13 protein-coding genes and 1 riboswitch are annotated in these 13,003 nt (G+C 64.1%); of the genes, 9 read left to right on the plus strand and 4 right to left on the minus strand.

The features are described from left to right. Positions 1–26: 26 nt before the first annotated feature. Complete coding sequence (locus VIF40_RS13180; RefSeq protein ID WP_331937963.1) at positions 27–440, plus strand: hypothetical protein; 414 nt, start codon at positions 27–29, stop codon at positions 438–440. A 112-nt stretch (positions 441–552) separates the two neighbouring features. Next, positions 553–783, plus strand: a complete 231-nt coding sequence (locus VIF40_RS13185; RefSeq protein WP_331937964.1) for a hypothetical protein — start codon at positions 553–555, stop codon at positions 781–783. A 7-nt stretch (positions 784–790) separates the two neighbouring features. On the opposite strand, the gene VIF40_RS13190 is transcribed toward VIF40_RS13185, so the two are convergent. Continuing rightward, positions 791–1,984, minus strand: coding sequence for an O-succinylhomoserine sulfhydrylase (locus tag VIF40_RS13190; RefSeq protein ID WP_331937965.1), 1,194 nt, complete (start codon positions 1,982–1,984; stop codon positions 791–793). A gap of 56 nt (positions 1,985–2,040) precedes the next feature. Beyond that, a riboswitch (SAM riboswitch) is annotated at positions 2,041–2,120 on the minus strand. A 165-nt stretch (positions 2,121–2,285) separates the two neighbouring features. On the opposite strand from VIF40_RS13190, the gene VIF40_RS13195 reads away from it, so the two are divergent. The 7 genes from VIF40_RS13195 to VIF40_RS13225 all read left to right on the plus strand — a co-directional run bounded on the left by VIF40_RS13195 (position 2,286) and on the right by VIF40_RS13225 (position 8,621). After that, entirely contained in the window at positions 2,286–3,407 is a 1,122-nt protein-coding gene (locus VIF40_RS13195; RefSeq protein WP_331937966.1) for a 2'-deoxycytidine 5'-triphosphate deaminase, read from the plus strand. Between the two features lie 158 nt (positions 3,408–3,565). Then, entirely contained in the window at positions 3,566–4,690 is a 1,125-nt protein-coding gene (locus VIF40_RS13200; RefSeq protein ID WP_331937967.1) for a 4Fe-4S dicluster domain-containing protein, read from the plus strand. Then, a complete protein-coding gene (locus VIF40_RS13205) occupies positions 4,687–5,151 on the plus strand; it encodes a cyclic nucleotide-binding domain-containing protein (RefSeq protein ID WP_331937968.1) in 465 nt (154 codons plus the stop codon). The genes VIF40_RS13200 and VIF40_RS13205 overlap by 4 nt, the downstream gene beginning before the upstream one ends. Next, positions 5,144–5,998, plus strand: coding sequence for an FAD/NAD(P)-binding protein (locus VIF40_RS13210; RefSeq protein ID WP_331937969.1), 855 nt, complete (start codon positions 5,144–5,146; stop codon positions 5,996–5,998). The genes VIF40_RS13205 and VIF40_RS13210 overlap by 8 nt, the downstream gene beginning before the upstream one ends. A gap of 2 nt (positions 5,999–6,000) precedes the next feature. Further along, the gene (locus VIF40_RS13215; protein ID WP_331937970.1) at positions 6,001–6,783 is read left to right on the plus strand and encodes an oxidoreductase; all 783 of its coding nucleotides are present in this window, start codon (positions 6,001–6,003) and stop codon (positions 6,781–6,783) included. Continuing rightward, positions 6,773–8,065 carry a Ni/Fe hydrogenase subunit alpha gene (locus VIF40_RS13220; RefSeq protein WP_331937971.1) on the plus strand — a complete coding sequence of 431 codons (1,293 nt, stop codon included), beginning with the start codon at positions 6,773–6,775 and terminating at the stop codon, positions 8,063–8,065. The genes VIF40_RS13215 and VIF40_RS13220 overlap by 11 nt, the downstream gene beginning before the upstream one ends. A gap of 1 nt (position 8,066) precedes the next feature. Beyond that, positions 8,067–8,621 carry a hydrogenase maturation protease gene (locus VIF40_RS13225; RefSeq protein ID WP_331937972.1) on the plus strand — a complete coding sequence of 185 codons (555 nt, stop codon included), beginning with the start codon at positions 8,067–8,069 and terminating at the stop codon, positions 8,619–8,621. A gap of 650 nt (positions 8,622–9,271) precedes the next feature. Here VIF40_RS13225 and VIF40_RS13230 read toward each other — a convergent pair. From VIF40_RS13230 to VIF40_RS13240, 3 genes are all read right to left on the minus strand, one after another. Then, a complete protein-coding gene (locus tag VIF40_RS13230; RefSeq protein ID WP_331937973.1) occupies positions 9,272–10,258 on the minus strand; it encodes a hypothetical protein in 987 nt (328 codons plus the stop codon). 343 nt (positions 10,259–10,601) lie between these two features. After that, a complete protein-coding gene (locus tag VIF40_RS13235; protein WP_331937974.1) occupies positions 10,602–11,294 on the minus strand; it encodes a hypothetical protein in 693 nt (230 codons plus the stop codon). 612 nt (positions 11,295–11,906) lie between these two features. After that, on the minus strand, positions 11,907–12,926 hold the full coding sequence (locus VIF40_RS13240; protein ID WP_331937975.1) for an IS1595 family transposase: 1,020 nt from the start codon (positions 12,924–12,926) through the stop codon (positions 11,907–11,909). Between the last annotated feature and the right edge of the window lie 77 nt (positions 12,927–13,003).

The raw sequence follows: 13,003 nt of genomic DNA on the forward strand, positions 1-13,003 counted from the left end.
TCGCCCCGTCGCAGGCAGGAGCATTCATGCGGAGTCTGGCCAGCATATTGCTGTTTTCGTTGGCGTTGGCCGTTCAGGCCATTGCGCCGGCGACGGCAGGGCTCGTCCAGTCCTCGCTCGGTCCGGGGCAGATTTGCGCGACTCTCGCCGATGTCTCGGCCGCGACTGTCTCATCCACGACTGTGTCCACTGTCTTGGGCGCGACTGTCTTCGGCGCGACCTCGGCCACGCCGGCGGGCCATGACGAGGCGGGGCCTCGGCTCTGCGATCTCTGCGCTCTGTGCTGCGGCGGAGCGGCTCCGCCGGCGGCGCATCCCGAGATCGCGGGCGTCGCTTCGCCGGACTGGGCCTTTGCCGAATGGGCGGCGACTCTCCCCCGTGTCGAGGTGTTCCGGCCCGATCACGCGCGGCGGGCGCGGGCGCCGCCTCTCTCCATCTGACTTTCAGACCGACGCCGACCGCCCGTATCGCGCGCGGGCCCGGCAATCGTTTCGAAAAAGTTGATGCGGCGCAAAATGCGGCGCGGGGAGGGGAAAAGTGTTTCGATTTTCGATGAGCAGTCGCGCCGGGGTCGGCGCGTTCTTTCGTGACTTTCTGCGGACTCTCGCCGGCGAGCGTCGCGCCTTCGGCGTGTTCGAGACGCGCGGCGCGATCGTCGTCCCGCTGCTGCCGCAGAGCGAGGCGGCGAAAGAGCCGCTGCCGCAGCCCATTGTGGCGGCGCGGCGCAGCGGCCGTTTGATCGACCTCGAGCGTCGCGCCAAATTCGGCCAATTCGGCTCCTGACGGAGCCTCAGCCGCGCGCGGCGGCGAGGCCGCGCGCCAGATCGTCGATGAGATCGTCGGCGTCCTCGAGCCCGACCGAGAGACGCAGCAGCCCGTCGCCGACGCCGATGCGCGCCCGCGCCTCCGGCGTCAACCGCTGATGCGTCGTCGTCGCCGGATGGGTGACGAGGCTCTTGGCGTCGCCGAGATTATTGGAAATCTTGACGATCTCCAGCGCGTTGGCGAGGCGGAAGGCCGCGGCCTTGCCGCCCTCGACATCGAATGTCACCAGCGTGCCCCCGCCCGACATCTGCCGCCGCGCCAGCGCCGCCTGTGGATGATCGGCGCGGAAGGGGTAGAGCACGCGGGCTATCCCCTTCTGCTCGGCGAGGAAATCGGCGATTTTCGCGGCGCTCGCCGTCTGCTGCGCGACGCGCAGCGGCAGCGTCTCCAGCGCCTTCAGCATGGTCCAGGCGTTGAAGGGCGACAGCGCCGGGCCGGTCTGGCGCAGGAAATTGTGGATATTCTCCTCGATCAGCGCCTGCGAGGCCAGAATGACGCCGCCGAGGCAGCGGCCCTGGCCGTCGATATGCTTCGTCGCCGAATAGACGACGACATCTGCGCCCAGCTCGAAGGGTTTTTGCAGCAGCGGCGTCGCGAAGACATTGTCGACGACGAGCCGCGCGCCCGCCTCATGGGCGATGTCGGCGATGGCGCGAATGTCATAGATTTCGAGGCCGGGATTGGTCGGGCTCTCGAGGAAGAAGAGCTTGGTCTCCTCGCGGACGGCGGCCTTCCAAGCCGCGAGATCGGACCCGTCGACCAGCGTCGAGGCGACGCCGAAGCGCGGCAGCAGGTCTTCCACCACATAGAGGCAGGAGCCGAACAGCGCCCGCGCCGCGACGATATGGTCGCCGGCGCGAAGCTGCGCGAGCAGGGCGGCGGTGACGGCGGCCATGCCGCTCGCCGTGGCGCGCGCCGCCTCGGCGCCCTCGAGCAGGCACATGCGCTGCTCGAACATCGCCACGGTCGGATTGGAGAAGCGCGAATAGATGAAGCCCGGCGCCTCGCCCTTGAAGCGCGCCTCGGCGGCCTCCATCGTCGGATAGGCGAAGCTCTGCGTGAGGAACATCGCCTCGGATAGCTCGCCGAATTGGGAGCGCAGCCCCCCGCCATGCACGAGCTCTGTGGCGGGACGCAGCTTCTTCTTGTCGTCGCTCAATTTTCGTCTCCCCGTGCGGCGCGAGAGACGCGCCACTGCGGCAAAAAAAGCGGATTTCACGAGGAAACCCGGCCTTTTAGCGCCTTTATTTTTCGTGGCGGCAAGCCGGCCGGCTCAAAGAACCACGTGTTCGTTAAACAGAATGCGCCGAAGGACGCGGCCAAGTCAACCTCCACTCGACCTCGCCAGTCGATCTCGACAGCGACCTTGGCGCCCTCGGCGCCTTTGTGGTTTTCTCTCTCCACCGAGACGCGCGACGTGTAATGTCCCGCGGCGAAAGCACGAACCCGATGGAGACCCGATGGCGCCCGCGCCGACCGCCGCCGCCGCCGCTTACGGCGTGCTGTCCTGCGAGCAGATTCGCGAATTGGCGGCAGCGGGCGCGATTCGCGCGACGCGGCCGATCGAGGACGGCCAGCACCAGCCGGCGAGCCTTGACCTGCGCCTCGGGCCCAAGGCGTATCGCGTGCGGGCGAGCTTTCTGCCCGGCAAGCGCCGCAGCGTCGAGGCGCTGCTGGCCGAGCTGACCTATGACGAGATCGATTTGGACGGCGTGGGCTCCGTGCTCGAGCGCGGCTGCGTCTATGTGATCCCGCTCCTGGAGAGCCTCGATTTGCCGCCAGATATTTCCGGCGTCGCCAACCCCAAGAGCTCGACCGGCCGGCTCGATATTTTCACCCGCCTCATCACCGACGACACGGAAATCTTCGACCATGTGGCGGCCGGCTACCGCGGGCGGCTCTACGCGGAGGTCTCGCCGCGCAGCTTCAGCGTGCGCGCGCGGCAGGGCTCGCGCCTCGATCAGCTGCGCCTTCGCCGCCGCGATCTGAAGGCTGAGCTGACCCTCTCCGACGCGGCGCTCACGGCGGAGCACGGGCGCGCGCCGCTCGCCGACGGAGAGCTGACCTTGCGTGATGGCCTGATCCTGCGCGTCGCGCTCGACGGGCTCGGCGACGTCGTCGGCTTTCGCGCGCAGAAGCATACGGATGTGATCGACGTCGATCGCGTCGATCATTACGCCGTCGAGGACTATTGGGAGCGGCTCACTCCGCGGCGCGGCCGCAAGCTCATCCTCGATCCGAACGAGTTCTACATTCTCGCCTCGCGCGAGCGCATTCGCATCCCCTCGCATCTCTCGGCCGAGATGATGGCGATCGACCCCGCCATGGGCGAGTTCCGCGTCCATTACGCCGGCTTTTTCGATCCGGGCTTCGGCTATGGCGAGGCCGGGCGGCCGGGCAGCCGCGCCGTGCTGGAGGTGCGCAGCCATGACGTGCCCTTTATTTTAGAAGACGGGCAGGTGATCGGCAGGCTCGTCTACGAGCCCATGGCCGCCGAGCCGACGATTCTCTACGGCCAAAGCGGGGTCTCCAATTACCAGGGCCAGGAGCTGAAGCTCTCCAAACATTTCAAGGCGCCGTGAGCGCGACAGAGCGTCGCCTCGCTTTTCGTCGAGAAACTGCAATAGTTCGATGAGACAAGATAGTCGGCGGTCAAGGCGAAGCGATCACGTCGCGTCAGGTCTCGCGGTGAGATGCGGAGCCGATCTCGAACGCTAGATGTCGTGAAATGGACGAAGGCATGGCCGAGGCCCATTCCATCATCGACGCCGCAGGCCTCGAGGCCTTGCTCGAGGCTTTGCGTGGGCAGGGCTATTCGCTCATCGGCCCCACCGTGCGCGATGCGGCGATCGTCTATGACGAGATCGCGACTTTGGACGATCTTCCGCGCGGCGTCGGCGACGAGCAGGATGGCGGCCATTATCGCCTCACGCGTCGCAACGACGAGGCGCTGTTCGGCTATGTCGTCGGGCCGCAATCCTGGAAGAAGCTGCTGCATCCGCCCGTGCTGCGCCTGTGGAGCGCGCGGCGCGAGGGCGACGAATTGCGCGTCGAGGCCGAGCCCGATCGCGAAGAGAAATTCGCTTTCATCGGCGCGCGCTCCTGCGAGCTGCACGCCATCGCCATTCAGGACCGTGTCTTCCTCGGCGGCGCCTATGTCGACTCGCATTATCAGGCGCGGCGCGAGCAGGTTTTCATCGTCGCGGTGAATTGCGGCGTCGCCGGCGGCGCCTGCTTCTGCGTCTCGATGGATACGGGCCCGAAGGCGACGATGGGTTTCGATCTCGCGCTGACCGAGATCGTCGCCAGCCGCTTTTTCCTCGTCGAGGCGGGGACGGAGGCGGGCAGGGCGCTGCTCGACACGCTGCCGCATCGCGCCGCGACCATCGACGAAATCGCGAACGCCGAGGCGATCCTCGCTGGGACGGCGGCCAATATGGGCCGCAGCCTGGAGGCAGGCGATGTGCGCGAGCTGCTCGCGCGCAATCTCGACCATCCGCGCTGGGACGATGTCGCCGCGCGCTGCCTCGCCTGCACCAATTGCACAATGGTCTGCCCGACGTGCTTTTGCACGAGCGTCGAGGACGCCAGCGATCTCGCCGGCGTCGAAAGCGCGCGCTCGCGGCGCTGGGATTCCTGCTTCACGCTGGATTTCTCCTATATTCACGGCGGCAGCGTGCGGCAAAGCGTGAAATCGCGCTATCGCCAATGGATGACGCATAAGCTCTCCACCTGGCACGACCAGTTCGGAAGCTCGGGCTGCGTCGGCTGCGGACGCTGCATCGTCTGGTGTCCTGTCGGCATAGACCTCACCGAGGAGGCGCGCGCCATTCGCGAGACCGACGCGCAGAAAGGCGCGACATGATCGAGACCATCGAGCATATCGTTGAAGAGCATCGGTTTTTCGCCGGAATGGATGCTGGCTTCGTTCGACTTGTTTCCGGCTGCGCCAAGAATGCGCGCTTCGATCCGGGACGATATCTCTTCCACGAAGGCGATGGCGCCGATTGGTTCTATCTGCTGCGCAATGGACGCGTGGCCGTAGAGCTGCGCGATCCCGCGCGCGGCGCCGTGACCGTGCAGACGCTGCATGAAGGCGAGCTCTGCGGCCTCTCCTGGCTCGTGCCGCCCTATCGCTGGACCTATGACGCGCGCGCGATCGATCTCGTCCGCGCCATCGCCGTCGACGCGGCCTGCCTGCGCCGCAAGAGCGAGGCCGATCCGCGGCTGGGCTATGAGATGATGAAACGCTTCATGCCGCCGCTGGTCGAGCGATTGCAGGCCGCGCGAATGCAGATGATCGACATTTATGGCGCCCATGACTGACGCATTTTCCGCGGCGAGCAGCGCCGATCCCCTAATTTCGCCCATGATTCCGCGCGTCGCGCGCATCGTGAAGCGAAGGCGCGAGATCGCCGATGTCGTGACGTTGGAAATCGACGGCGGCGCTTTCGATTTCGCGCCGGGGCAGTTCAACATGCTCACAGCCTTCGGCGTCGGCGAGGCGGCGATCAGCGTCAGCGGCGATCCGGCGGACAGCGCGCGTCTCATTCATACGATCCGCGCCGTCGGCGCCGTGTCGCGCGCGCTCACCGAATTGCATCCGGGCGAGCCGATCGGCCTGCGCGGACCCTTCGGGCGCGGCTGGCCGATGCAGGAGGCGGAAGGCCGCGACGTTATCGTCGTCGCCGGCGGCCTCGGCCTCGCGCCGCTGCGGCCGGCGCTCTATCGCCTGTTCGCCGAGCGCGAGAAATATGGCCGCATCGTGCTGCTCTTCGGCGCGCGCAGCCCGCAGGATATGCTCTTTCGCGACGAGCTCGAGCAATGGCGCGGCCGTCTCGACGTCGAGGTGGAGGCGACGGTCGATCATGCGCGCGGCGACTGGCGCGGCAATGTCGGCGTCGTCACATCGCTGATCTCTCGCGCGCGCTTCGATCCGTCGCGCGCGCTCGCCATGCTCTGCGGGCCGGAGATCATGATGCGCTTCGTCGCCAATGCGTTCCTCCAGATGGGCGTCCCGCCAGAGCGCGTCTATCTCTCCATGGAGCGCAATATGAAATGCGCGATCGGCTGGTGCGGCCATTGCCAATTCGGGCCGGTGTTCATCTGCCGCGACGGACCGGTGTTCCCCTATTCGCAATTGCGCGGTCTGCTCGCGAAGAAGGAAATCTGACGATGAGCGCGCAACATCACGCGCCGCGCCTCGCCGTGTGGAAATTCGCCTCCTGCGACGGCTGCCAGCTCAGCCTGCTCGATTGCGAGGACGATCTGCTCGCCGTGGCGCAGGCGCTCGACATCGCCTATTTTCCCGAGGCGACGCGCGCGCCGATCCGCGGGCGTTACGATCTCTCGCTCGTCGAAGGCTCCATCACCACGCCGCATGACGCAGAGCGCATTCAGGAGGTGCGGCGACGCTCGCGCGCGCTCGTCGTCATCGGCGCCTGCGCGACGGCCGGCGGCATACAGGCTTTGCGCAATTTCGCCGATGTGCGCGACTATGCGTCCATCGTCTATGCGCGGCCGGATTATATCCATACGCTCGCGACGTCGACGCCGATCGCCGATCATGTGACGGTCGATTTCGAGCTGCGCGGCTGTCCGATCGACAAGGGCCAGCTGATCGAGGTGATCTCGTCCTTTCTCGCCGGCCGCAAGCCCGCGACGCCGGCGCATAGCGTCTGCCTGCAATGCAAGCTGAAGGGCAATGTCTGCGTTATGGTGGCGCATGGGACGCCGTGCCTCGGGCCCGTCACGCATGCGGGCTGCGGTGCGCTGTGTCCGTCTTACGATCGCGGCTGCTACGGCTGCTTCGGTCCCATGGAGACGCCCAATGCGCCTTCGCTGAGCGCGCGGCTCTCGGCGCTCGGCATGGACGAGGAGGCGCTGCGCCGCGTCTATCGCACGTTCAACGCCGACGCCGATGCGTTCCGCGAGGAGAGCGAGCGGCATGACGACTAGAACCATTTCGGTCGGCGCGCTGGCGCGGGTCGAGGGCGAAGGCGGGCTCGAGATCGTCGTGCGCGATGGCGTGATGAAGAGCGCGGCGCTGAACATTTTCGAGCCGCCGCGCTTCTTCGAGGCGTTGATCCGCGGGCGCGCCTATTCCGAGGCGCCGGACATAGCAGCGCGCATCTGCGGCATTTGTCCGGTCGCCTATCAGATGAGCGCCGTGCATGCGATGGAGGATGCGCTCGGCGTCCGCGTGACCGGGCCGCTGCGCGATCTGCGGCGTCTGCTCTATTGCGGCGAATGGATCGAGAGCCATATGCTGCATGTGCATATGCTGCATATGCCGGATTTTCTCGGCTATGCCGGCGGCGTCGAGATGGCGCGCGACCATGGCGACGTCGTGCGGCGCGGCCTCGCCATCAAAAAGGCCGGCAATGAGATCATGACGCTCGTCGGCGGGCGCGAGATTCATCCGATCAATGTGCGCGTCGGGGGCTTTTATCGCGCGCCGCGCAAGCGTGAGCTGCATGCGCTCGCGGAGCGGCTCGAGCGCGCGCTCGAGCAGGCGCTGGACGTCGTGCGCTTCGTCGCCGGATTCGACTTCCCCGATTGCGCGCGTGACTATGTCTTCGTGTCGCTGCGCCACCAGGACGAATATCCGTTCAACGAGGGACGCATCGTGTCGAGCCGCGGGCTCGATATCGCGGCGAGCGCGTTCGACGCGCATTTCGAGGAATTCCATGTCGAGCGCTCCACCGCGCTGCATGCGCGCATGCGTCATGGCGGCGAGGCCTATCTCACCGGCCCGCTCGCGCGCTATGCGCTGAATTTCGCGTCTTTGTCGCCGCTCGCGCAGCAGGCGGCGCGTGAGGCCGGGCTCGGGCCGGCTTGCGCCAATCCCTATCGCAGCATCATCGTGCGCGCGGTCGAGACCGTCTATGCACTGGACGAGGCGCTGCGCATCATCGCGCGCTATGAGGAGCCGGACGCGCCCTTCGTCGCGATCGAGCCTCGCGCCGGCGTCGGCTTCGCCGCGACGGAGGCGCCGCGCGGCATGCTCTATCATCGCTACCGCCTCGAGGCCGACGGCGCGATCGCCGAGGCGGTCATCACGCCGCCGACCTCGCAGAATCAGGGGATGATCGAGGAGGATCTGAAGAGCCTCGTCGGCGGCTTTCTCGATCTGCCGGAGGAGGAGCTGCGCCATCGCTGCGAGCAGACGGTGCGCAATCACGATCCCTGCATTTCCTGCTCGACGCATTTTCTGCGGCTCCATATCGATCGGGGCTGAGATGGCGGATTCGATCGGTCGTCGCATCCTTTTGTGCGTCGGCAATCCAGATCGCGGCGACGACGCCATCGGGCGCCGCGTCGGCGTTCTGCTCGGCTCTCTGGCGCCGCTCGAGCGCGTCGAATGCGACGGAGAGGCGACGCGCATCCTCGCGGCGCTCGAGGGCGCGCGAGCCGCGATCATCGTCGACGCATCTTTTTCCGGCGCGCCGCCAGGCACGGTGCGCCGCTTCGATCTCGACAGCGAGCCGGCGCCGCTCTGCGCCGATGTCGGCTGGTCGAGCCATGGCTTCGGCCTCGCCGAGGCGATCGGCCTCGGCCGCGCGCTCGGCGGGCTTCCCCCGGTTTGCGTTCTGTTCGCGATCGAGGGGGAGAGCTTCGCGCCGGGCGCGCCTTTGTCGGCGGGGGCGGAGGCGGGCGCCGCGGAGGCCGCGCGGCTGATCCTGGCGGAATTCTCGCCGGATCGGCGATCGGGCGGGCCATCATTGTCCACCGGAGGAGAAATCGCCGGACCCGAAAACGCCGGACCTTGCCCACAGGACAGAAAAACCCTATAGGATTAGCGCTCTTCAAGGCGGTTCGCGGGCGTAGTTCAGTGGCAGAACGACAGCTTCCCAAGCCCCGTAACTGAAGACAAATTCCCAATACAAAAACATGTAGATGCGTTGCGCCGTTGGACGACGCGCGGGACTTTTCGCGGGATTCCGCGCCTCGGCTCCGAGCCCCGACGAAAGCCCGGCGGCGGCCGGCGGGGTGAGACGCGAGAGCGCTCCCTTCACACGTGAGGGGGTCACCGGTTCAATCCCTGTGCCGTCCACCATTAAGAAGCTGATTTTCTTGGTGTCCTGAAAGCGGCCTTCTGGTGATCTGCGCACCTCGGCGCAGAACGACGCCGGAACATGACCGCTCGCCCCGTGGAAAACCCGTGGAATTTGTTCCCCGACTGTCCGGGTGATCGACCTTCGGACCTGATCTTAGGAGCGAGGGACTGCCTTGCTGCCATGACTGCGGCGATGGTCGGGCAGAACTCAAACCTGTAACCAGACCGTTATGAGCGGCGGTGCGGTAATGGACGGCTATGGTTTTCAACGCATCGCAAGTTCTCTTCCTGGCGGGCGTTCGCGCGCTGTTCGCTTTATGGGGTGCGCAGTGCGTGCGCCTACGCAAATCGGCTCCATTCGTCGAATACTTTCAATGAACGTGCCTCTCAATCTGCGAGGCGCGATATCGGCGCTACCATCGTAGATATCGTCGGGTCGCCAGCTAGGTCCTCTAACGCAACCGTATCAGTTGCTGTCTCAAGCAATTCAGGTTGACTAAATATTCTGAGTGCGTCAACCACGTCAACAACTGGAAAATCACGTCTTTCCATCAATATTTTGCATACCTCGCGGTCGATCGGTCTTGGTAAGTATACCTCCTTCGGAACCTGGGCATCTGCTTCAATAAATGCCTGCACAATTCTCCATCCCTCATAAAATATCTGCATAAAGTCTTGATCATGGTGAAGCGGACAGATGACGAGCTTCTTCCCTTCATCGAGGCGAATTTTGTCCGTTCGTCCTGCCCGGATAGGGACGATACCGATGCGCAGACCGGCGGCCCCTTCTAGTTGCGCCGGATTGATTTTGACTGACGTGCCAACCCATTGCTGGCTATTGATCGATCCGACGAAAAGGTCCGCTTTCCAGAGGCCTCTGATAGACCAAGGTAGCGCGAGCCTCGATGTCGGCCTCTTGAATGCCGCAGCCAGTATATTCAGGCGCGGTCGCAATTTGGCAGGCTGACCTTGAATGCCGGCCAGCACACGGGATTCATCCGTTAAAATATTTTTAGCCGTATCGATGAGTTGGATGGCGCCAGTTTTCTCAATGCCAAAGAGTATTGATCTTGGCGCAAGCGTTTTGATTCGGCAAAGTTTAATCGCATCGCTAATTCTCTCTAACACCCTAGAATCGCCATTGTTCATCGCATCATGGACGGCGTACTCGAAGCATATACCTACATCTCCATCTCCTGGACGATATAAACGCGGAAGCATTTTGAGCTTTATATTTTCAAATCCGCCAGCTTCCGCTGCGATCTCGTGCTTCAGGCCATAAAGAACTCCACTCAATATAGGCCTAACAACGGCCGTAAGAGCCAACACTTCATCTCCAACCGGATTTAGCTGAAGTTCCTTACGCACTTCCATCGCTGCGACCTCATGAATTATGTCGATGTCAGGATCCGCTGCGTCATCGAGGTGACCACGGGGTTGATTTGCTATCGGGCCTACTTATACCCAAAACGGGCTCGCGACTGTTATCTGCGGCTGACCGGAGCCGTTAGCACTGGGTCATATCCCCAATGCTCGAGCGATTCACGCGCGGCGAAACCATTCATGCCTGCAGCGTGGCCCTCGGGTGCCGGTTGCTGGACGTCAGCCAAAAGCCTCCTAATCCGTAAGCGCGAGGATGACCGGCATTGGATCGTGAAACCGGGACAACCTTTCGTCGGGGGTAATGACAACGATCATGGCGGTGAGGACCATCTCCTCAGTGCCGACCTCTCGCCGGCTGACGGTCGAATTCGGGAGGGTACGTCATGCGGACGCTGAATGTTGCGCCCCGGCCGGTCGTCAAAGTGAGCACATCCACCACCCCCTTTACGGGGGGTGAGATCGAGAATCCAGAGTATTTTCCATTAATTATGGTCGGCTCGACCCTATTTCCCAGGAAGTCGAGATTGGCCATCGCCAATGCCCGTTGGACCGAAGCCAATGGGATTTTGTCGAGCGTGTGATTTTGATATTCCGGCATCTGACTGATCACACGGGCCACGGCTGGCGGCACCATCACTGCTCCGCGGACGAAAATCTCTTTGGCTTCCCCTCCATCGAGGATGATCGGCAGCCCCAGGGGAACGCCGCCTCCAGCCTCGAAGTTCTGAAACCCGCCGATCAAGACCGTTCGTCCGCTCTGAATGTCTAAAACCCTCGCATCGACGATCGACAGCCGATTTTCGCTATCGTTAGCAAGCGTCACTCCCCAGCAAAGACCGATATCTCCGGACTCTGTGCCACCGTGGTATTCAGTTCGGCAGTCGACAGGTCGAACGACCGTGCTCAAAGCATCCCGCTTTGCTTGATTGCTCGTCCACGTGAAAAAAGCTGATGCACCCGAGACGAGCAGAGCAGTCGCCGCGATGGCGGTGTTGAAGCGTTCATGTGTCGATGATGGTTGCGCCACGTCGCTATCCTCGCACACGTTGGGATCTGCTTCGTACCCTGAGGGGGCCCTAATCTCATCCGCGGCCGTCGCTTCAAGACGTCCTTCCAGACCGAACGCGCTCGGAATTTGCGATCCCTTCGCCGATCTTCCGGACGACCTCTTTCAGTGCCCTTTCCGCGCTCTCGCGCATAGACGCTGCGCCACCCTCGCACGCGAATCCTGATCCCGCGTCTCCCTTGCCGAGGCCTTCGAAAGTCGAGCCGAAGAGGCGGCCGGCGGTTCCGTCTACCGTCGCTGTGGCAGTGATCCGCACCTCTGTCGCCATATTGGAAGACCAGAAGCCAGGCTCGACTCGCAGCCGACCGTCGAGGTTTTCGGCGCGCACGACGATCAGCCCGCGGGCACCGCGAGCGCGGAGCTGGTCGAGCGGCACTGGGCCGCCCACTTCTTCCACGTTTTCGACTAGGTTCGCGAGCGTGCCTCGAACGGACCCCTTGAAGCCGGCCGCAGCTTCGATCGGGAAGGAATGCGCCGAGCAGGCGTAATGATTCGGGCGGACGACCGTGTCGAGCTGGTCGCTCGCGACGTAGAGGAGGTATTTGCCGGGGAGTTTGTTGCGTGCCTATCCGGTTAAGGCATACACCCGCTAGATGTAGGGTGCTGCCACTCTCCTGAATAAAGCGCATCGAATGTCGGCGCGTCGACTTCGCCGGCGATCCCGAGCAACGAGCGGAAGGCGTTGAAGGGGTAGAAGCGCCGGTTGAAACGGAATGTGAACTCGTTGAGGTAGGCTTGCAGATGCTTCGCGCTGACGCCGTGATGAGTGCCGCTGAGCCAGGTCTTCAAGTTCGAGAAGACGAGATGGATGATCGGCAGAAACTCTTCGGCGACGTCCGGGTCGCCGCATTCGGCGATGGCGTGATGGTCGTAGCCGCGCTTCCGCAGGCTGGCGTAGGCGCTCCAATCGTCTGTCACCGTGAGCGTTCCCGGCGCGACGGCGCTTTCGACGAAGCCGCAGAGCTGTTCGGCGCTCCGGTCGGACACGACAGCAAGCCGGACACGCCCGGCGTAGCGTCCATCCTTCCGCGCGTCCTGCGTGGTCCCCGGCTTGCGATGGCGCACCTCGACGGCGCATGCGACGAGGACTTTGTGATGCACGCCACGGCCCTCGCCGCGCGTGCGTCCGCCGATCCATGTCTCGTCGACTTCGACATGTTGGCCGGGCCGACCACCGATCCTGTCCTGGTTGGGCCGCACCATTGCGGCGCGGAGCTTGTGCAGAAGGCCGAAGGCGGTCTCGTAACGCGAGAGCCCGAGCTGGCGTTGGAACTGCACGGCGGACATGCCGTTCGTCTGGCTGGCGACGAGATAAGCGGCCCAGAACCATGCGCTCAGCGGCGTGTGCGAGCGCTCCATGACGGTCCCTGCCGTCAACCCCGTCTGGCGGCGGCACTTGCGGCAAGTCAGGATGGCCGGCCGCGTGGCGATGCGAAACGGTTCGCCGACTTCCCCGCAATGAGGGCAGGTGAAACCCTCGGCCCAGCGGGCCTTTTCGAGATAGCTGGCGCACGCTGCGTCATCCGGAAAAAGCTGCTGGAATTCGGGGAGCGATTTCGGAAACGCCAGCCCCGCGCGGTCGAGAACGTCCATCGCCGCAACGCCTCATTCGATCGAAGACCACCGCCGAACTACATCTAGTGGGTGTATGCGTCAACCGGATAGGCACG

Source organism: Methylosinus sp. (genome assembly GCF_036560965.1).
GTDB lineage: Bacteria > Pseudomonadota > Alphaproteobacteria > Rhizobiales > Beijerinckiaceae > Methylosinus.